At 70.8% G+C, this 19,232-nt stretch carries 15 protein-coding genes and 1 tRNA gene; 9 read left to right on the top strand and 7 right to left on the bottom strand.

Annotated features, from left to right (window positions below; translation table 11 throughout):
- Positions 1 to 225: 225 nt before the first annotated feature.
- Complete coding sequence (locus tag ACWCXX_RS11030; protein WP_451126040.1) at positions 226 to 753, bottom strand: hypothetical protein; 528 nt, start codon at positions 751 to 753, stop codon at positions 226 to 228.
- A 21-nt stretch (positions 754 to 774) separates the two neighbouring features.
- Entirely contained in the window at positions 775 to 1,692 is a 918-nt protein-coding gene (locus tag ACWCXX_RS11035) for a hypothetical protein (protein ID WP_451126041.1), read from the bottom strand.
- A 249-nt stretch (positions 1,693 to 1,941) separates the two neighbouring features.
- On the opposite strand from ACWCXX_RS11035, the gene ACWCXX_RS11040 reads away from it, so the two are divergent.
- On the top strand, positions 1,942 to 2,718 hold the full coding sequence (locus ACWCXX_RS11040; protein ID WP_451126042.1) for a S1 family peptidase: 777 nt from the start codon (positions 1,942 to 1,944) through the stop codon (positions 2,716 to 2,718).
- Between the two features lie 261 nt (positions 2,719 to 2,979).
- On the opposite strand, the gene ACWCXX_RS11045 is transcribed toward ACWCXX_RS11040, so the two are convergent.
- Entirely contained in the window at positions 2,980 to 4,746 is a 1,767-nt protein-coding gene (locus tag ACWCXX_RS11045; RefSeq protein WP_451126043.1) for a glycoside hydrolase family 35 protein, read from the bottom strand.
- A 242-nt stretch (positions 4,747 to 4,988) separates the two neighbouring features.
- Between ACWCXX_RS11045 and ACWCXX_RS11050 the strand changes: the two genes are divergently transcribed.
- Positions 4,989 to 5,900 carry a helix-turn-helix domain-containing protein gene (locus ACWCXX_RS11050; RefSeq protein ID WP_451126044.1) on the top strand — a complete coding sequence of 304 codons (912 nt, stop codon included), beginning with the start codon at positions 4,989 to 4,991 and terminating at the stop codon, positions 5,898 to 5,900.
- 62 nt (positions 5,901 to 5,962) lie between these two features.
- On the top strand, positions 5,963 to 6,289 hold the full coding sequence (locus ACWCXX_RS11055; protein ID WP_451126045.1) for a chorismate mutase: 327 nt from the start codon (positions 5,963 to 5,965) through the stop codon (positions 6,287 to 6,289).
- Positions 6,290 to 6,352: 63 nt separating this feature from the next.
- Here the strand turns inward: ACWCXX_RS11055 and ACWCXX_RS11060 are convergent, their stop codons facing one another.
- Positions 6,353 to 7,114 (bottom strand): hypothetical protein, encoded by a 762-nt coding sequence (locus ACWCXX_RS11060; protein ID WP_451126046.1) that lies wholly within the window; start codon positions 7,112 to 7,114, stop codon positions 6,353 to 6,355.
- A 324-nt stretch (positions 7,115 to 7,438) separates the two neighbouring features.
- On the opposite strand from ACWCXX_RS11060, the gene pepN reads away from it, so the two are divergent.
- The 3 genes from pepN (at position 7,439) to ACWCXX_RS11075 (ending at position 13,156) form a co-directional block, all read left to right on the top strand.
- The gene (pepN, locus tag ACWCXX_RS11065; RefSeq protein ID WP_451126047.1) at positions 7,439 to 9,988 is read left to right on the top strand and encodes an aminopeptidase N; all 2,550 of its coding nucleotides are present in this window, start codon (positions 7,439 to 7,441) and stop codon (positions 9,986 to 9,988) included.
- A gap of 355 nt (positions 9,989 to 10,343) precedes the next feature.
- Positions 10,344 to 11,741 carry a pyridoxal phosphate-dependent decarboxylase family protein gene (locus tag ACWCXX_RS11070; RefSeq protein WP_451126048.1) on the top strand — a complete coding sequence of 466 codons (1,398 nt, stop codon included), beginning with the start codon at positions 10,344 to 10,346 and terminating at the stop codon, positions 11,739 to 11,741.
- Complete coding sequence (locus ACWCXX_RS11075; RefSeq protein ID WP_451126049.1) at positions 11,738 to 13,156, top strand: lysine N(6)-hydroxylase/L-ornithine N(5)-oxygenase family protein; 1,419 nt, start codon at positions 11,738 to 11,740, stop codon at positions 13,154 to 13,156. The genes ACWCXX_RS11070 and ACWCXX_RS11075 overlap by 4 nt, the downstream gene beginning before the upstream one ends.
- Positions 13,157 to 13,240: 84 nt before the next feature.
- Here ACWCXX_RS11075 and ACWCXX_RS11080 read toward each other — a convergent pair whose 3' ends face one another.
- Complete coding sequence (locus ACWCXX_RS11080) at positions 13,241 to 15,040, bottom strand: bifunctional metallophosphatase/5'-nucleotidase (RefSeq protein WP_451126050.1); 1,800 nt, start codon at positions 15,038 to 15,040, stop codon at positions 13,241 to 13,243.
- A 203-nt stretch (positions 15,041 to 15,243) separates the two neighbouring features.
- On the opposite strand from ACWCXX_RS11080, the gene ACWCXX_RS11085 reads away from it, so the two are divergent.
- Positions 15,244 to 15,936: an SIMPL domain-containing protein gene (locus ACWCXX_RS11085; protein ID WP_451126051.1), complete on the top strand. Its 693-nt coding sequence runs from the start codon at positions 15,244 to 15,246 to the stop codon at positions 15,934 to 15,936.
- A gap of 125 nt (positions 15,937 to 16,061) precedes the next feature.
- Positions 16,062 to 17,495, top strand: coding sequence for a pyruvate kinase (pyk, locus tag ACWCXX_RS11090; RefSeq protein WP_451126052.1), 1,434 nt, complete (start codon positions 16,062 to 16,064; stop codon positions 17,493 to 17,495).
- 8 nt (positions 17,496 to 17,503) lie between these two features.
- On the opposite strand, the gene ACWCXX_RS11095 is transcribed toward pyk, so the two are convergent.
- Together ACWCXX_RS11095 and ACWCXX_RS11100 are read right to left on the bottom strand one after the other, a co-directional pair.
- Positions 17,504 to 18,274, bottom strand: coding sequence for a helix-turn-helix domain-containing protein (locus ACWCXX_RS11095; RefSeq protein WP_451126053.1), 771 nt, complete (start codon positions 18,272 to 18,274; stop codon positions 17,504 to 17,506).
- 109 nt (positions 18,275 to 18,383) lie between these two features.
- A tRNA-Leu gene (locus ACWCXX_RS11100) sits at positions 18,384 to 18,458 on the bottom strand.
- Positions 18,459 to 18,557: 99 nt separating this feature from the next.
- Here ACWCXX_RS11100 and ACWCXX_RS11105 point away from each other — a divergent pair.
- Positions 18,558 to 19,205 (top strand): ANTAR domain-containing response regulator, encoded by a 648-nt coding sequence (locus tag ACWCXX_RS11105; protein ID WP_451126054.1) that lies wholly within the window; start codon positions 18,558 to 18,560, stop codon positions 19,203 to 19,205.
- The last annotated feature ends 27 nt before the right edge of the window (positions 19,206 to 19,232 follow it).

A 19,232-nucleotide genomic window follows, 5' to 3' on the forward strand; every position in this document is an offset into this window, starting at 1 on the left:
GGAAGTCGACTCGGTCAGAGGGTCAGCTGCCCTGGAGGGTGCCCAGGGTGCGGCCGCCCTCCTGGTCCCCGTCGATCTGCCGGGAGTGCATCCGTCCCTCCGCCCCTCACCCGCCGGAGGGCGGCGGGGCCGCCACCTCCCCGGTGTGCGGCAGCGCGCCCGGCGTCGCGTGGGCCCGCGCCATCAACCGTTCCCCCAGTCCCGCACAGTTGGGCAGGTCCTCGATCAGGCCCGCCGCCCGGCCCGGCGGTTCAGGGCCGCGCCGAGCCTCCCGCTGATCCTGCTCGGCGGCATCACCCGCCGGGCGACCGTCGAGCGGGCCGTGGCGAAGGGCTTCGAGTACGTGGCCATGGCCCGCGCCCTCCTGCGCGAACCGGACCCGGTGAACCGGATGAGGGAGCGGCCGCAGGTGCGCTCCCCGTGCATCCACTGCAACAAGTGCATGCCGACGATCTGCACCGGCACCCACTGCCCCCTCGCCGGTTCCCCGGAGCTGCCCGGGTCTTCGCCGCCGCCCGGCTTCCCCGGGCCGGCCGGGACGCCGTCGCCGCCCAGGACACCGGGACAGAGGAGTCCGAGGCCGTAGCGCCGCCCCCGGTGGTCCGCTTCCAGCCGCAGCACCTCCCGCTGCGTCGCCCCGCGCGGCAGGGCGTCCAGACGGCGGGCCGCCGCGGCGGGGGACTCCTCCCACGCGAGGGCCACGCCGATCACGGAATCCAGAAGCCACGACCGTCCGGCGTCGGAGACTGTCATGCCGTACCCCCCTCGCCCGGTTCAGGTCTCGCAGTCCAGGACCGTACGGCACAGCCCGCAGCGGACCCGCACCCGGCCGCGCACCGGCACCCGGATGCGCTGGTGGCAGACGGGGCAGCCGAAGGAGACCCGGAGCCCCTGCGGGCCGCTCCCGAAGGCGTACGGGACATCGGGGGCCGGGGCCGTGTCCGGGTGGTCCCGGGCGCGTCGCCGGTCCTTGGCGTAGCGGCGACGGCCCGCCCACCCGGCGGCCGCGAGGGGCGGCTGCCGAAGGTCCTGGAGCGCCCGCGCGCGCCCCTTCTCGTAAGCCGTGTAGGCCTGCGGGCTCGTGAACCACGGGGACGGGTCCTCGTCGAAGGCGAACGCCCGCTTGGCGAGGACGTACCCGAACTCCTCCGGCGTGAGGTAGCCGAGCTTCTGGCTGGAGATTTCGTCCTCGCGGAAGGCGTCGAGCAGCAGCCAGCCCGCGCCCAGGTACGTCGTCACGGTGTCGGTGAGGATCTCGTTGTCGCGCGTGCCGGGGAACTCCAGGCCCAGACGGTGCAGCAGCACGTGCGTGGCCTCGTGCGCGAGCGCGGCGCCGATGTCCCTGCGGTGGGTGCGGAAGCGGTCGTTCAGTTCGACGAAGTACTCGGGTCCCGCCGTGAGTTCGACGGCGGCGGCGTGCTCCATCGTCCGGAATGCCACGATCATGCGGGCGTCCGGCAGTCGCAGGTGCTGGACCACGGCCCGCGCCACCCGCTGGGCGCCGAGGTGCAGGTCGTCCCGGTCGCAGAAGGCGGCGTCGGCCGGGACGAGGCTGGTGGCGTAGGAGCGGACGCCGTCGTACGACAGCCGCCGGTACAGCGCGGTGATCGCGGACCGGACGGTTTCGAGGTGCGGGAAGCCGTGGATCACCGGACCGCCGGCCCGGCCGCGGTTCCCGTCGCCGTCCGCCACGTCCCACCCCCGTCCGTGCGGTCCGGCCTCACTTTAACCGCTGCCCTGTGAACGATCATGAGTCGATCTTGGCCCGGAATTGGCCGGAAAGTGATCCTTGTGGGCCCGGTGATCACTTCCGGATAATCCGAACCAGTCCTTGTCGGGGGCATGACCAAAAGTGTGTCGCGGTGCCGCGCAACCCGCGGTCGCGCCCCCGGCCGGGCACAGCACCCCCCACGAGCACCCCCCACGAAAGAAGGAAATCCCTTGAAGCAGCTTCTGCGTGCCGTGAAGAGATGTTCCGTCATGGCCGCCGTGGTCCTCGCGGCGGTCAGCCTCCAGCCCGCCGGTGCCTCCGCGGCCCCCAACCCGGTCGTCGGCGGAACCCGCGCCGCCCAGGGCGAATTCCCGTTCATGGTCCGCCTGTCGATGGGCTGCGGCGGCGCCCTCTACGCCAAGGACATCGTCCTCACCGCCGCGCACTGCGTGGACGGTTCGGGCAACGACACCTCCATCACCGCCACCGCGGGCGTCGTGGACCTCCAGTCCACCAGCGCCGTCAAGGTCCGCTCCACCAAGGTCCTCCAGGCCCCCGGCTACAACGGCCAGGGCAAGGACTGGGCGCTGATCAAGCTCGCCAAGCCCATCGACCTGCCGACCCTGAAGATCGCCACCAACACCGCCTACAACAACGGCACCTTCACCATCGCCGGCTGGGGCGCGGCCACCGAGGGCGGGGCCCAGCAGCGCTACCTGCTCAAGGCCACCGTGCCGTTCGTCTCCGACGCCCAGTGCCAGAGCGCGTACGGCAGCGACCTCGTCCCCGGCGAGGAGATCTGCGCCGGACTGGTCGACACCGGCGGCGTGGACACCTGCCAGGGCGACTCCGGCGGCCCCATGTTCCGCAGGGACAGCGCCGGAGCCTGGATCCAGGTGGGCATCGTCAGCTGGGGCCAGGGCTGCGCCAGGCCCGGCTACCCCGGTGTGTACACCGAGGTCTCGACGTTCGCCTCCCAGATAGCGTCCGCCGCGGCCACGCTCTGACCCCGGCGGCCGGCACCGGACCCCGGCACCGGCGGCCATGAGCCGACCGGGGCCGGGCGGCTGCCCGCCGGCGTCCACACCCCGGACCACGGCCACGCTCAGACCCGGGCGGCCGTGCTCCGGCCCGGACCCGGCGGCCCGGGGCCGGTACCCGAGTCCCACCGGCCCCGGCAGCCGCACCACCGGTACGCACGTCACACCTGAACATCCCGGGGGTTGCCCGTCCGCACGGGCAACCCCCGGCCCTGGGCCGTGCCTTCGTCAGGAACGGCCCAGTTCCACCTGCGGCGCGCCCGAGCCCTCCAGCTCCAGCACCCACACCTCGTTGACGCCCTCCCGCAGCACCGGACCCGGCACGTACAGCGTCCGCTGCGGGCCCACCGACCAGTAGCGCCCCAGACCGAAACCGTTCACCCACACGAACCCGCGTGTCCAGCCCGGCAGTTCGAGCCCCGCATGCCCCGCCCCGGACGCCCCGGCGAACTCGAACGTCCCCCGGAACAACCCGGTCGCCCCGGCCTCCCCGACGCCTCCGAAGGCGACGGCGGCCACCGCGTCCGGCTCCTCGAACGCCTCCAGCCGCAACGCGCGGGCCCGCACCCCGTGCAGGTACTGCCGCTCGTGCAGCACCCCGCCCGTGATCCCCTTGGGCTCACCGAGCCGCGGCCCGTAATTGACCCGGCCCAGCGACTCCACCCACAGCTCGACCTCCGCGGGACCGGCGACCGGCTCGTCCAGCGTGGCGTCCCCCTCGCTCAGCACGCCCGCCCGGACCCCCTCCACGTACACCACGGCCCGGTCCCGGAGCCCCGACACACCGAGGGCGTACGGCCGGCGCGGACCCGGCACCTCCACCCGGTAACGCACCAGCCCCCGCTCCACCCCCAGCTCCTCGAAGGTCGGCGGAACACCCGACGGCGCCGACTCCTCGTCACCCAGCGCCTCCAGCACCGCGTCCAGCGACGCCCACTGCGTCAGCTCCGCCCGCACCGGCACGGCCGGCCCGACGGGCTCGGGCGGAAGCTCCGGAAGCGGACCGTCCGCGTACTCGGCGAGCACTTCGCGAAACCGCCAGAACTTCTCCGTGGGACGCCCGTACTCGTCGATCGGAGCGTCGTAGTCGTACGAGGTCACCGTCGGCTGGAAGTCCTGGTCCTGATACGGGCCCGACCGGTTGGCCCCCGCCCACCCGGCGAAATTCGTCCCCCCGTGCGCCATGTAGATGTTCACCGAGGCCCCGCACTCCAGGATCTCCCGCAACGCCCCGGCCGCCTGCTCCGGCCCCTGCACGATCGGCTCGGCAGCCCAGTGCCCGAACCAGCCGCACCAGAACTCCATGCACATCAGCGGCCCCTTCGGCTGATGGCGGCGCAGCACCTCGAACGCCTCCCGCGCCCCCGACCCGAAGTTCGCCGTGGCGAGCAGCCCCGGCACGGAACCACCCGTGAGCATGTGGTCCTCCGGCCCGTCGGAGGTGAACAGCGGCACCGTCACCCCGTGCTCCCGCAGCATCCCCACCACCCGCCGGAGGTAGACCCGGTCGGTGCCGTAGCTCCCGTACTCGTTCTCCGCCTGAACCATGATCACCGGACCGCCGCACCCGATCTGCCGCTCCACCACCTGCGGCAGCAGCGCCGCGAACCACCGCTCCACCGCATCCAGGTACTCCGCGTCACGGGTCCGCACCCGGCGCCCGAACCGCCCCGTCACCCACGCCGGCAGCCCGCCGTTCTCCCACTCGGCACAGATGTACGGCCCCGGCCGGACGATCGCCCACAGCCCGGCCCGCTGCGCCGCGTCCAGGAACCGGCCCAGCGCCGCCACGTCCCGGAACCGGCCGGGCCGCGGCTCGTGCAGGTTCCACGGCACGTACGTCTCGACACAGTTGAGACCCATGGCGCGCAGCATCGCCAGCCGGTGGTCCCACTGTTCCTCGTGCACCCGGAAATAGTGCAGGGCCCCCGACAGCAGCCGTACGGGCTTCCCGTCGAGCCGGAAGTGGTCGTCCCCCACGGTGAAGTCAGCCATCGTGCTCGTACTCTCCTGTGCGTGCGGTCCCCGGAACGCCGCCGCCCCGGGCCCGTACGGAGGGCACGCACCACGGAGCGGGCGAACCCGGAAGGAAGGATGCCACCCACTCTCGCCCCTGGCGCCCGGCCGGTCCATGGACAAAGATCGCTGCTGTTTGGACACAATTGTTCGGACACGGATACCGGACCGGGGCGACACCGCACCGCACCGGCACGACCGCGGGGGAGGAGGGAAAACCGATGTACCACACCTGGATGCGCTTCTTCACACCCAGCCCGCTCCACCACCGCCTGGGGCTGGTCTGCCTGGGCGTGGGGCTCCAGCACGGCGCGCTGCCCACGGTCGGCCCGCGCACCCTGGACCACCACGTGGCCGTCGTCATCAACTCCGGCACCGGCTGGTTCACCGGCCCCGACGGCCGCCGGATGCCCGTCGTCGGCCCCAGCCTGATCTGGCTGACCCCCGGCACCCCGCACCACTACGGCGCCGACCCGGGCACCGGCTGGGACGAGAGCTTCGTCGACTTCACCGGCCCCGCCACCGCCACCTACACCGAGCTCGGCTACATCGAGCCCGACCGCCCGCTCGTCCCGCTCGCCGACACGGCCGGCCCGCGGGCCGCGGTGGGGCGGATGGTACGGGCCGCCCGGCGCGGCAACCCGCTGCTGGAGGTCGAGACCGGCGCCGCCGTCCACGAACTCCTCGTCGCCCTGCGCCGGGCCCGCGCCGACGTCAGCCCCGACGGCGACCCGGTCCTGCAGGCCCTCGCCCGCGACGCCTTCCAGCCGCTGTCCGTCACCGAGCACGCCGCCCGGCACGGCATGACCCCCGCCGAACTGCGCACGGCGGTCCGCCGGGGCGCCGGATGCAGCCCCAAGGACTACCTCCTCGGCATCCGCCTCGGCCGGGCGAAGGAACTCCTCGCCGCCACGGACCTGCCGGTCGCCGCCGTCGCCCGCCGCGTCGGATACGACGACCCGGCATACTTCTCCCGCCTCTTCGCACGCCGGGTCGGCACCGCCCCGGTCCGCTTCCGCGAACAGCAGGGCCGCAACGTCCCGGGCGGCTGGAGCGACCGGGTCCCCGACCCGGAGCACCCGCCGACGATCATCACCCCCGGCCCGGCGGGCCCCCCTCCGCAGGCGGGCTGACGGCCCGGGGAGCGAGGGGGAGCCCGTTCCGCATTGCTCCCGAGGCCGTAAGCTCGCTGACCATGACCACGAGGGACATCGACGAGTCCGTGAGCGCGGAACTGAACCGGCTGCGCCAGAGCATCGACAACATCGACGCCGCTGTCGTCCACATGCTCGCCGAGCGCTTCAAGTGCACCCAGCAGGTCGGCCACCTCAAGGCCGCCCACCACCTCCCCCCGGCGGACCCGGCCCGCGAGAGCCGGCAGATCGCCCGGCTGAGGCAGCTGGCGGAGAGCGCGCACCTGGACCCCGCCTTCGCGGAGAAGCTGCTGAACTTCATCGTGGCGGAGGTCATCCGCCACCACGAACGGATCGCGGAGGAATCGGCGACGGGGGAGCGGGCCTGAGCCCCGGCTGCCTCTGAGCGCTGGGCGCAGGCCGAGCCCCGGACGCCCCGGGGCGCCTGCACCTCAGCCGTGGCCGTGGCGGTGCTCCGACCGCGCCCCGTCCACGTCCCGCTCGCCCACGTCCCGCTCGTCCGTGTCCCGCCCGGCCGGGGACGACGGCCCGTCCCCGCCCCGCCGGGCCGACCGTCCGCGCCTCGACCGCACCACCCCGGCGGTCACCAGCAGCCCGAGCCCCGTGGCCAGGACGACGATCCCGGCCGCGGCCGACTCGTTGACATGATCACCATTGCCCTCCGGCTCGGGCAGCCCGCCGCCCACCCAGTCCGGCAGGACCAGCAGCCCCACCCCGACCAGGGCCGGCAGCACCCACCCCACGCTCTCGCGGCGCGCGGACCGGACCGACACCAGCGCACCCACGGTCAGCACCACCGCACAACCCAGCGCCGGCAACACCGTGCACATCAGCCACTCCGACAGCAACGGCCGCCAGTACCACTCCGACTCGGGCCTCGGACCGTCGAAGTAGTACAGGGTCCGGGGCTGCGGATCGCCCAGGAAGTCCCGCAACGTCCCCGGCACCAGCCCGCCCAGCAGCCCCCCACCGAGGACGAGCCCCGCGAACCGCCCCGCCCGGCTCCCGTCGGCCCGCCCGATCCGCAGCGCCAGCACCGCGGACCCGGCCGCCAGCAGCCCCAGGAACACCCCCTTGACCGCCCCGTACCCGACCGGCGTCCAGACGTTCCAGGGATAGTTCTCCAGATGCGCGGCGCGCCACATCCCCACGAGACACCACGCGACCGCCCCCGCCGCCACCCCCCACGGCACGACCCCCACGATCCGCCGCCCGCGCGAGCCCCCGCCCCCCGGCCCGCCGTCCCCCGTCGCCGCTCCGGCCACTGCCCGCCCCGTTCGCCCGACCGTTCGTCCCGCCACACCTGTCGCACCCGTCCCAAGGCGGGACGCACCTCCCGCCCCCACGGTTGCGGAACCCATTGCCTTGTCCGACCGGGGCCTCCTCGGCGGCCAGGAGTGACGACCCGCACGGGGCGTTCCCACGCGGAAGACCCCCGTGCCGGACCGCCACGGGGTCCGGTCAGCCCTGGGAGAACCCCCCTGTGGCGCGCCCACGGCGTACGGCAGCATGGACGCATGTCCGTACTGACGCGCGACGAAGCGCAGACCCGAGCCCAGTTCCTCGACGTACACAGGTACACGATCGACCTCGATCTGACCGTGGGGGAGGAGACCTTCGACTCCCGCACCGTCATCCAGTTCACCGCCGCCACGGCCGGAGACACCTTCGTCGAACTCAAGCCGGCCACCCTGCGCTCGATCAGCCTCGACGGACAGCCCCTCGACCCCGCCGCCCTCGTCGAGAACCGCTTCCCGCTCACCGCACTCACCGCCGGCGCCCACGAACTGCGCATCGACGCGGTCATGAACTACTCCCGCACCGGCGAAGGCATGCACCGCTTCACCGACCCGACCGACGGCGAGACATACGCCTACACCCAGCTCTTCATGGAAGACGTCCAGCGCGTCTTCGCCGCGTTCGACCAGCCCGACCTCAAGTCCGTCTTCGAACTCGCCGTCACCGCCCCCGAAGGCTGGACCGTCCTCGGCAACGGCATCTCCGAGCACCGGGGGGACGGCCGCTGGACCCTGGCCGCCACCCCACTGATCTCCACCTACCTCGTCGCCGTCGCCGCCGGCCCCTGGCACTCCGTGACCACCGAGCACGCCGGACTGCCCTTCGGCATCCACTGCCGCCGCTCCCTGGCCCCCCACCTCGACGTGGACGCCGACGAGATCCTCGACATCACCAGGGCCTGCTTCGACCGCTTCCACGAGAAGTTCGACGAGCCCTACCCCTTCGACTCCTACGACCAGGCGTTCGTCCCGGAATTCAACGCCGGCGCCATGGAGAACCCCGGCCTCGTCACCTTCCGCGACGAGTTCATCTACCGTTCCGCCGTCACCGACACCGAACGCCAGACCCGGGGCATGGTCATCGCCCACGAGATGGCCCACATGTGGTTCGGCGACCTCGTCACCCTCGCCTGGTGGGACGACATCTGGCTCAACGAGTCCTTCGCCGAGTACATGGGCTACCAGATCCTCTCCGAAGCCACCCTTCCCCGAGCTCTCAACTCCGTTCGAGCAGGGGAGACCCCATTCCCCGACACCTGGGTCGACTTCGGCGTCGCCCGCAAGGGCTGGGGATACGACGCCGACCAGCGCCCCTCCACCCACCCCGTCGCCCCCGACCCGGACGCCGTCCCCGACACCGCCTCCGCCCTGCTCAACTTCGACGGCATCTCCTACGCCAAGGGCGCCTCCGCCCTGCGCCAACTCGTCGCCTGGCTCGGCGAGAAGGACTTCCTGGCCGGCATCAACACCCACTTCGCCCGCCACAAGTTCGCCAACGCCACCCTCGCCGACTTCATCGACAACCTCGCCTCGGCCACCGACCGCGACGTCCACGCCTGGGCCGAAGCCTGGCTGCGCACCACCGGAGTCGACACCCTCACCTCCCGCGTCCGGGAATCCGACGGCACCTGGACCCTCGCCGTCGACCGCGAAGGAAGCCGCCCCCACCGCATCGCGGTCGGCGCGTACGACCACGACACGGACGCCCGCACCCCCACCGGCATCACCCCCCTCGTCCTGCGCGACCGGTTCGAGATCGACATCCCCGCGAACGGCACCACCGAAGCCCTGCCGGGCCGGCGCCCCGCACTCCTCGTCCTCAACGACGGAGACCTCGGCTACGCCAAGGTCCGCCTCGACGCCCACTCCTGGGACACCGTCCTCACCGGCCTGTCCGGCGTCCCCGACCCGCTGACCCGCGCCGTCATCTGGAACACCGCCCGCGACATGGTCCGCGACGGCGAACTCGCCCCCACCACCTACCTCGAAGCGGCCCGCACCCACCTGCCGCACGAGACCGACCTCGCCCTCGCCCAGGGCGTGCTCGCCTTCGCCGACGCCCACATCGCGGGCCACTACCTCGGCCCCGAGGACCGCCCCGCCGCCCTCGCCACCCTCACCGCCCTGTGCCGCGACCTCATCCGCCGCACCGAGGACGGTCACAACCCCGGCCTGCGCCTCATCGCCGTACGCCACCTCATCGACGCCGCCACCCAGCCCGACACCATCCAGGACTGGCTCACCAACGGCACCGTCCCCGGCGGCCCCGAACTCGACCCCGAACTCCGCTGGCGCATCCTCACCCGCCTCTCCGTCCTCGGCGCCGCCGACGAGGCCACCATCGCCGCCGAACTCGAACAGGACCCCAGCGCCACCGGACGGGAAGGCGCCGCCCGCTGCCGCGCCGCCTTCCCCACCCCCGAGGCCAAGGCAGCCGCCTGGCAGGCCATGTTCCACGACGACAGCCTCTCCAACTACCTCTTCACCGCCGTCGCCCAGGGCTTCTGGCAGCCCGAACAGGCCGACCTCGTACGCGACTACGTCCCCCGCTTCTACCCCGACGCCACCGCACTCGCCGCCCGTCGCGGCCCCGCCATCGCGGAAGCCGCCGGACGCCACGCCTTCCCGGCGTACGCCGTCGACGCCGAGAACCTCCGGCTCGGCGAACGGGCCCTCGACGACAAGGCCCTCATCCCGGCCCTGCGCCGCAAGCTCGTCGACCAGATCGACGACCTGCGCCGGGCCCTCGCCGTACGCAACGCCCACTGACCCGACGGACCCCTGAGCCGACAGGCCCGACCGAGCCGGCAGACCCGACCGGGCAGGCAGGCCCGACGGACCCGGCAGGCCACGGGTTCGTCGGCCCACCGGCCCGACGGACCCCACAACTTCACACCGGCCCCACCCGTGCCCGGCATCCCCTCGCACAAGGAGACGCCGGGCACACCCATGTCCGACGCCGCCCAATACCACCAGAACACCCGACAGCGGCACCAAACCCCCGTACCCGTCCCCCTTTCGAGTTCAGATCACCGAGCTCCCCGGCCGCGCCCCCGAAAACCCGGACAAGCTGACACGTCCACCCATGCCCAGCCACGCCCACCCGAAGGGGCCACCCCCACCCATGCCCACCCCACCCCTCGCCGGATCCACCGACGGCCCCGCCGCCCTGCGCCCCCTCCTCGACACCGTCCTCACCGCACTCCACGAAGGAACCCGCCGACGCGACGGCCCCCTCCCCGGCGGCGGGCCCGACGCCGTCACCTCCCACACGCGCGCCGCCACCCACCCCGTCATCCCCGACCACGGCACCGGCCCCCACGACGCCCTGAGCACCCTCGTCACCGCACTCGCCGAAGGCGCCGCAGACCCCGCACACCCCCTCTGCACCGCCCACCTCCACACCCCGCCCCTCGCCCTCGCCGCCGCGGCCGACCTCGCCGCCAGCGCCCTCAACCCCTCCATGGACTCCTGGGACCAGGCACCCGCCGCCTCCGCCCTCGAAACAGACGTCACCGGCGCCCTCGCCGCCGAGATCTACCCCCACCAACCCACACCCGACGCCCTCATCACCACCGGCGGCACCGAAGCCAACCAACTCGCCCTCCTCCTCGCCCGCGAACGCAACGGCCCCGTACAGACCATCTGCGCCGCCAACGCACACCACAGCATCACCCGCGCCGCCTGGCTCCTCGGCCTCCCCCGACCCGCCGTCCTCCCCGCCCCCACCGGCGTCATGGACCTCGCCGCACTCGACGAAGCCCTCACCCGACTCCAGCCACCCCTCCTCGTCACCGCCACCGCAGGCACCACCGACACCGGCCGGATCGACCCCCTCGCCGACATCGCCGACCTCTGCGACCACCACGGCGCCGAACTCCACATCGACGCCGCCTACGGCGGACCCCTCCTCTTCAGCCCCACCCACCGCGGCAAGGTCCACGGCCTCGACCGCGCCCACAGCGTCACCCTCGACCTGCACAAACTCGGCTGGCAACCCGCCCCCGCAGGCATCCTCGCCGTCCCCCACCGCCACCACCTCGACGCACTCCACCACCACGCCCCCTACCTCAACGCCGACGACGACACCGAAGCCGGCCTCCCCGACCTCCTCGGCCGCTCCCTGCGCACCACCCGCCGCCCCGACGCACTCAAGATCGCCGTCACCCTCCGCGCCCTCGGCCGCACCGGACTCGCCGACCTCGTCGACCGCACCCTCACCACCGCCCACCACCTCGCCGACCTCATCGCCCGAACCCCCACCCTCGACCTCTACGACCGCCCCACCATCAGCACCGTCCTCTTCCGCCCCACCGGCGCCGACGACCACACCGTCGCCACCATCCGCCGCACCCTCCTCACCCGTGGCCGGGCCGTACTCGGCCGCGCCCACGCCGACAACCGCCTCTGGCTCAAGGCCACCCTCCTCAACCCCCACACCACCCCCGACGACCTCCGCACCCTCCTCCACCTCGTCGACCGGCTCACCCACGACCTCGCGGAAGGCAACACCCCCCGATGACCGACCTGTCCACCCCCGGCGCCGACCAGCCGCACGACCTCGCCGGCATCGGCATCGGCCCCTTCAACCTCTCCCTCGCCGCCCTCGCCCACGGCGCCCCCACCACCCCCTGCCCCCTCACCACCGCCTTCTACGAACAACGCCCCGCCTTCCACTGGCACCCCGGCCTCCTCATCGACGGAGCCAGCCTCCAAGTCCCCTTCCTCGCCGACCTCGTCACCCTCGCCGACCCCACCAGCCCCTGGACCTTCCTCAACTACCTGCGCAGCCGCGACCGGCTCTTCCCCTTCTACTTCGCCGAACGCTTCCACATCCAACGCGCCGAATACGACGCCTACTGCCGCTGGGTCACCCACCAGCTCCCCGGCCTCCACTTCAACCACCAGATCGACGCCGTCCGCTGGAACAACCACCACCAACTCTTCGAAATCGACTTCACCCAACTCGACACCGACGGCGAAGCCGAAGCCCTCGGCCGCACCCACGCCCGCAACATCGCCCTCGGCATCGGCACCGAACCCCACATCCCCGAACCCCTCCGCCCCCTCGCCGAAGCCGAGAACGTCCCCGTCATCCACTCCGCCGACTACCTCCACCACCGGAAGGAACTCCTCGACGCCGGACACATCACCGTCATCGGCTCAGGACAGTCCGGCGCCGAAATCTTCCTCGACCTCCTGCGCGCCCGCCCCCACGGCCACGAAAACCTCCACTGGCTCGCCCGCACCCCGGCATTCGCCCCCATGGAGTACTCAAAACTCGGCCTCGAACACTTCACCCCCGACTACACCCGCTACTTCCACACCCTCCCCGAACCCGTACGCGACGAACTCGTCCCCCGCCAATGGCAACTCCACAAAGGCATCGACACCGACACCATCACCGCCATCCACGACGAGCTCTACCGCCGCACCCTCCACGGCGGCTGGCCCGACACCACCCTCACCCCCGGAGTCTCCGTACGCACCGCCGGACGCGTCACCAACACCCGCATCGAACTCCACCTCGAACACACCCAACAGAACACCCGCACCCGACTCACCACCGACGCCGTCGTCCTCGCCACCGGCTACCGCGAACGCCCACTCGACCGCATCCTCACCGGCCTCGAACCCCACCTGCGCCGCGACGCCTCCGAACGCCCCCGCATCGACGACCGCTTCCGCCTCGTCCTCGACCCCACCGTCACCGGCAACGTCTACGTACAGAACGCCGAACGCCACACCCACGGCGTCGGCGCCCCCGACCTCGGACTCGCCGCCTGGCGCAGCGCCACCATCCTCAACGACCTCACCGGCACCAACCCCTACCCCCTCCCCGAACGCACCGCCTTCACCACCTTCGGCCTCACCCCCCACCCCACCCGCATCCCCGCCCAGGGCCCCGACCTCACCCCCCTCGCCCACGGCAACTGACCCCACACGGACAGAAGGCGGCCGCCCCCTCCACCAGGAGAAAACGGCCGCCCCACCACAAAACCGCCCAGAACGCCAAAGCGCCTAGAACACCGGCGTACCCTCACGCGTCAGACGCCAGTCCACCGAAGCGAACTGCGCACTGTCCACCGATCCCTTCGCCTGCACCCAAGCGATGATCGTGTTCCGGATCTCCTCAGAATTCGCCCACAACTGCTTGGCACCCGCCACATGCGGGAAGTTCCCACCACCACTGGCCCGGTAGTTGTTCACCGCCAGCACGAACTGCGCCGCCGGATCGACCGGCTTCCCCTCGAACGCCAGATTCACGATCCGCGAACCATTGGGCTTCGCGATGTCGATCTCGTACGTCAGACCCGACACCGCGTCGTAGTTGTAATCCGGAGTGCTGTCCGCGTTCGTCAGCTTCGCCGTGTCCACCGGCACACCCGCCGGCGTCTGCACGTAGTACCGCGCCGAGAACTCCAAGTAGTCCCGCAACTGCGCACCCGTCAGCAGCCGCGCCTCAAGCGTGTTCTCGAACGGATACAGCCCCGCCGCATCCCTGATCGTCACGTCCCCGGCCGGAATCTGCGCCGTACGCGAGAAGCACGACGCCTGCGAGAGCACCGGAAGCGCCGCGTACTCACCACCCGCCAACGCCGCCTTCACCGTCTCCGCCTGGACGACATTGATCAGATCGATGATCGGCTCGTCCTTCCAGGCCGCCTCCGCCGTCGTCATCGCCGCCCTCGACGTACCGATCACCTGGTTGACGTACGCCACGACCTTCTTGTGCTCGTCCGCCAGCAGCCCCGTGATCTTCGGATCCTCCTCCACCGTGTTCGAGTTCAGCACCCGCGAACCCGCCTTCTCCACCACCCAGCGGCCCTTCTCCCACACCAGGTCGAAGTCGAACAGCGTCAGCCGCTGCCCCCACTTCAACGGCTCGGAGAGCACCACCTTCTTGCCCGTCTGCTTGTTCTCCACGAAGTACTCGGGAATCTCCTGGTGCGCGTGCCCCACCAGAATCGCGTCGATCCCCGGCACCTGCTCGGCCACCAGACCCGCCGCGTTCTCCACGTACGGCAACTGGTCACCGTACGACGACGTACCACTGCTCCCCGAGTGCGCCGACACGATCACCACGTCCGCACCCATGGAACGAAGCCGCGGCACGAACTTCGCCGCCTGCTCCTCCAGCCCCGGGAACACCATCTTCCCGCCGACATTCGCCTTGTCCCAGATCGCGATGCCCGGATTGGTCAGCCCCAGAATCGCGACCTTCACGTCCCGGCCGTGCGGCGTACGCATCCGCTTGACGACATACGGCGCGAACGCCGGCCGCAACGACTTCGCATCCAGCGCGTTCGCACCCAACAGCGGGAAATCACACTGCTCCTCGAACTTCCGCAGCACCGGAATGCCGTAGTTGAACTCGTGGTTCCCCAGCGCCGCCGCGTCATAACCGATCGCGTTCATCGCCTGCGCCATCGGGTGCACCGGACCACGCCGCGCCGTGATCGGATCGACCTTGGCGTAGTAGTACGACAACTGGGTGCCCTGAATCGTGTCACCCGCGTCGATCAGCAACGTGTTGCGACGCCCCTTCTCCCGGCGCACCTGGTCCACCAGCGTCGAGATCTTCGCCAGGCCCACGTCGTTGTGCGCCTTGTCGTCGAACTCCTTGTCGGTGAAGTAGTCCCAGTTGAAGACGTTCCCGTGCAGATCCGTCGTCCCCATCACGGTGAACGAGTACCGCTTCGGCGGACGCCCGTGGCCACGCCCGTCAGCGACGGCGGGCACCGCAGAACCCCCCGCGATCGCCACACCCGCACCGGCGGCCGCCGATGTGCCCAGGAACGTCCTACGGTTCAGCGGCATTTCGTCTCCCACATCTCAGTTCTCACGCGCAGCACAGTTCTCACGCGTAACTCGGTACTCGTACGGCCCGGCTCCCGCCCGACGCGGGACAGACCGTACACAACGCGCGTAGATAATGACCCAGGAGTCACATCCGGCAACACCCCTCGCGGGTTTCGATCTGGTGACCAGCCGCTGTCGGACCCGGATGCGACAGTGGGCCCATGACCGACACACCCCTGTCCTACGGCACCCCCGAACACCCCCGCGTCGCCGTCCGCGGCGAGGCCCGCCTCGAATTCGACCCGGAAATCGCCCGCATCGGCATCACCGTCAGCGCCCGCGGCAAGGACCGCCGCAACGCACTCGAAGACCTCACCCGCCGCAACAACCGCGTCCTCGAACTCGCGCGTTCCTACGGCCAAGCCATGGAAAAACTCGAAACCGGCGCATTCTCCATCACACCCGAAATCGACCAACAGGGCCGCAACGAGAAAATCCGCGCATATCACGGCCGCGTCCACATCACCGCCGTCCTCAACGACTTCACCGCCCTCGGCGAATTCACCACCCGCATCGCCGACCTCGAAATGACCAGCATCGGCGGCCCCTGGTGGAGCCTGCGCCCCGACTCGCCCGCCCACGCCGAAGCCCGCCGCCGGGCCGTCCGCGAAGCCGTCCAGCGCGCCCGCGAATACGCCGACGCACTCGACACCCACCTCACCGCCCTCGTCGAACTCGCCGACATCGGCGCCGAGAACGCCACCCCGCCCCTGCCCGCACCCCCCGGCAGCAGGCGCGGCGCCGCCTTCGGCGCAGCAGCACCCGAGCCCCCCGCCCTCAACCTCGAACCACAGCGCCAGACGGTCTACGCACGAGTGAACGCCCGCTTCATCATGGCGCCCCCGAAGCTGTAAAAGGAATGCTCATCCGAGCACCCCGCCGCACAATTCAACAGTTGTCAATAAGCCTTCACCCAAAGGTTGTTGAGCGTCCATGGCGAGCGAAATAACTACCCGTAGGTAAGGCTTAGGGTCGAAGCATGCGCCGAGCGAAAATCGTTTGCACCCTGGGACCAGCCACCGACACATACGACCAGCTCAAAGCCCTGGTCGACGCAGGAATGGACATCGCCCGCCTCAATCTCAGCCACGGCACCTACGCCGAACACGAAGAGAGGTACCACTACGTACGCAAGGCCGCCGACGAAGCGGGACGAAGCGTCGGAGTCCTCGCCGACCTTCAAGGCCCGAAGATCCGCCTCGGCCGCTTCCGCGAAGGCCCCGTACTCCTTGAACGCGGCGACAGCTTCACCATCACCGTCGAACCCATGGAGGGCGACCGCCACGGCTGCGGCACCACCTACGACGGCCTCGCCACCGACGTCACCCCGGGCGAACGCATCCTCGTCGACGACGGCCGGGTCACCCTCGAAGTCACCGAAGTGGACGGCCCCCGCGTCCGCACCACCGTCGTCGAGGGCGGCATGGTCTCCGACCACAAGGGCCTCAACCTCCCCGGCGTCGCCGTCTCCGTCCCCGCACTCTCCGAGAAGGACGTCGAAGACCTCCGCTGGGCCCTGCGCACCGGCGCCGACATCATCGCCCTCTCCTTCGTCCGCAGCGGACGGGACATCGAGGACGTCCACCGCATCATGGACGAGGAGGGCCGCCGCCTCCCCGTCATCGCCAAGATCGAGAAGCCCCAGGCCGTCGAGAACATCGACGGCATCGTCGCCGCCTTCGACGGCATCATGGTCGCCCGCGGCGACCTCGGCGTCGAAATGCCCCTGGAACAAGTGCCGATCGTCCAGAAGCGCGCGATCAAACTCGCCAAGCGCAACGCCAAGCCGGTCATCGTCGCCACCCAGATGCTCGACTCGATGATCGACAACTCCCGCCCCACCCGCGCCGAGGCATCCGACGTCGCCAACGCGGTCATCGACGGCACGGACGCGGTGATGCTCTCCGGCGAGACCAGCGTGGGCAAGTACCCCGTCGAGACGGTGCGCACGATGGCCCGCATCGTGGAGGCCGCCGAGGAGGACGTCCTGGCCAAGGGCCTCCCGCCCCTGACCGAGCGCAACAAGCCCCGCACCCAGGGCGGCGCGGTCGCCCGCGCGGCGGCCGAGATGGGCGACTTCCTGGGCGCGAAGTTCCTGGTCGCCTTCACCCAGAGCGGCGACACGGTCAGGCGCCTGTCCCGCTACCGCTCGCCCATCCCGCTCCTGGCCTTCACCCCGGACCCGGCCACCCGCTCCCAGCTGAACCTGACCTGGGGCGTCGAGACCTTCCTCGGCCCGCAGGTCGACTCGACGGACGCGATGGTGGCCCAGGTCGACGAGGAGCTGCTGAAGATCGGCCGCTGCGAGAAGGGCGACATCGTGGTCATCACGGCCGGCTCCCCGCCGGGCGTCCCGGGCTCGACGAACCTGGTGCGGGTGCACCACATCGGCGAGGACGACAGCCCGAAGTAGGCTGCTCGTCAGTACTTCGGCCCGACGTGGGCGTCCATCAACGCGACGGACGCCCGTCGGGCGACGGAGATGTTCCGCGCGTTGGCCTGTTTCCAGTCGACGCCCACGCGGTCCAGGGCGTCGGTGAAGAGCCCCAGGATGTCGGTTGATAGGTTGGTGAAGTAGTAGCGCGGGTACTCGTACCGCTTGCGCACTCCGTCGATCACTCGGGTCGTCCAGTTCATGTTCCGGCAGCCGTCGGAGTGGACGAGGCCGCGAACGAAGTCCCACGGATGGGCATCGACGATCTCCTGCTGCCAGGAGGCCAGGACGATGAGGCGCTCGTGCTTCTTGCCGGGGCCGTGCTGTGGGAAGAGGCAGGGCCAGTGGCGTCCATAGCTGGTCACCATGACACAGCCCTGACGTTGGAGCACACAGGTGCGATCCTTGGGGCGCACTCGGGCGATTGCGGTTCGGCAGCTTTCGATCAGGCCGGGCCACGCGTCGGCGCATGCGATGCGCAATTGGTAGCCGCCACGCGGCTGGGGGCTGATGCATCCGTCACCCAGGTAGAGGCCCAGCAGATAGGCGTATGCGGCGGGATCGTCCGGAACGCTCTGCTTGGGTGAGCACCGTGGACACGGTGTGGCCTGCCCGAGCATGCGGGGCAGTGGTTCGACGCGACGTTGCCACTGTCGAAGCGCCCAACGGGATATGCCGGTCTGCTTGCTCACGGAGTTGAGACTGCGGCCCTGGGCCACGAGGGCCAACGCTCGCTCGCGGACTTCGATGCTGTACACGCGACCGAGTCTGCGCAAGTGTGCGGGGGTTGGTCGGCTGCACGGATCCTGTTCACGCGATGAGGTGAACAAGATCGAAATTCTTGCGACCTTGGAATCTAAGGAAATGTGCCCCGGGTGGGACTCGAACCCACACTGTATGCTGTTTGAGAGCATCGCCTGCTGCCAATTGGGCTACCGGGGCCCAATGAATCGAAGGTTTACCTCGATCTGCTGCGAGTCCACCATACCGCAGCTAGGTAGGCTCTTGGCAGCTGTACCTGCCTTTGAACGAGGAGCTTCCGTGGCCGCCCCCGAGTCGCCCCAGCCCGCCGACGACGACAAGTCGCACGTTCCGCCGCTGACGACCCGTGTCGTCATCGCCGAGGACGAGGCGCTCATCCGTCTCGATCTCAAGGAGATGCTGGAGGAAGAGGGCTACTCGGTCGTCGGCGAGGCCGGGGACGGGCAGCGGGCCGTCGAGCTGGCCCGGGAGCACCGGCCGGATCTGGTGATCCTCGATGTGAAGATGCCGGTTCTCGACGGGATCTCCGCCGCGGAGAAGATCGCCGAGGAGTCCATCGCGCCGGTCCTGATGCTCACCGCGTTCTCGCAGCGCGATCTGGTCGAGCGGGCCCGGGACGCCGGGGCGATGGCGTATCTGGTGAAGCCGTTCAGCAAGAGCGACGTGGTGCCGGCCATCGAGATGGCGGTGTCGCGGTTCGCGGAGCTGAAGGCGCTGGAGAGCGAGGTCGCGGACCTCGCGCAGCGGCTGGAGACGCGGAAGCTGGTGGACCGGGCGAAGAGCATCCTGCAGACGGACTACGGGCTGTCGGAGCCCGCGGCGTTCCGGTGGATCCAGAAGACGTCGATGGACCGGCGGCTCTCGATGCAGCAGTTGGCCGAGGCGCTGATCGCGGATGCCGAGGAGAAGAAGCGGGCGGCCGAGTAGCCCGTACGGACCACATGGGCGAGGCCC

It is taken from the genome of Streptomyces sp. NPDC001732 (assembly GCF_053596315.1).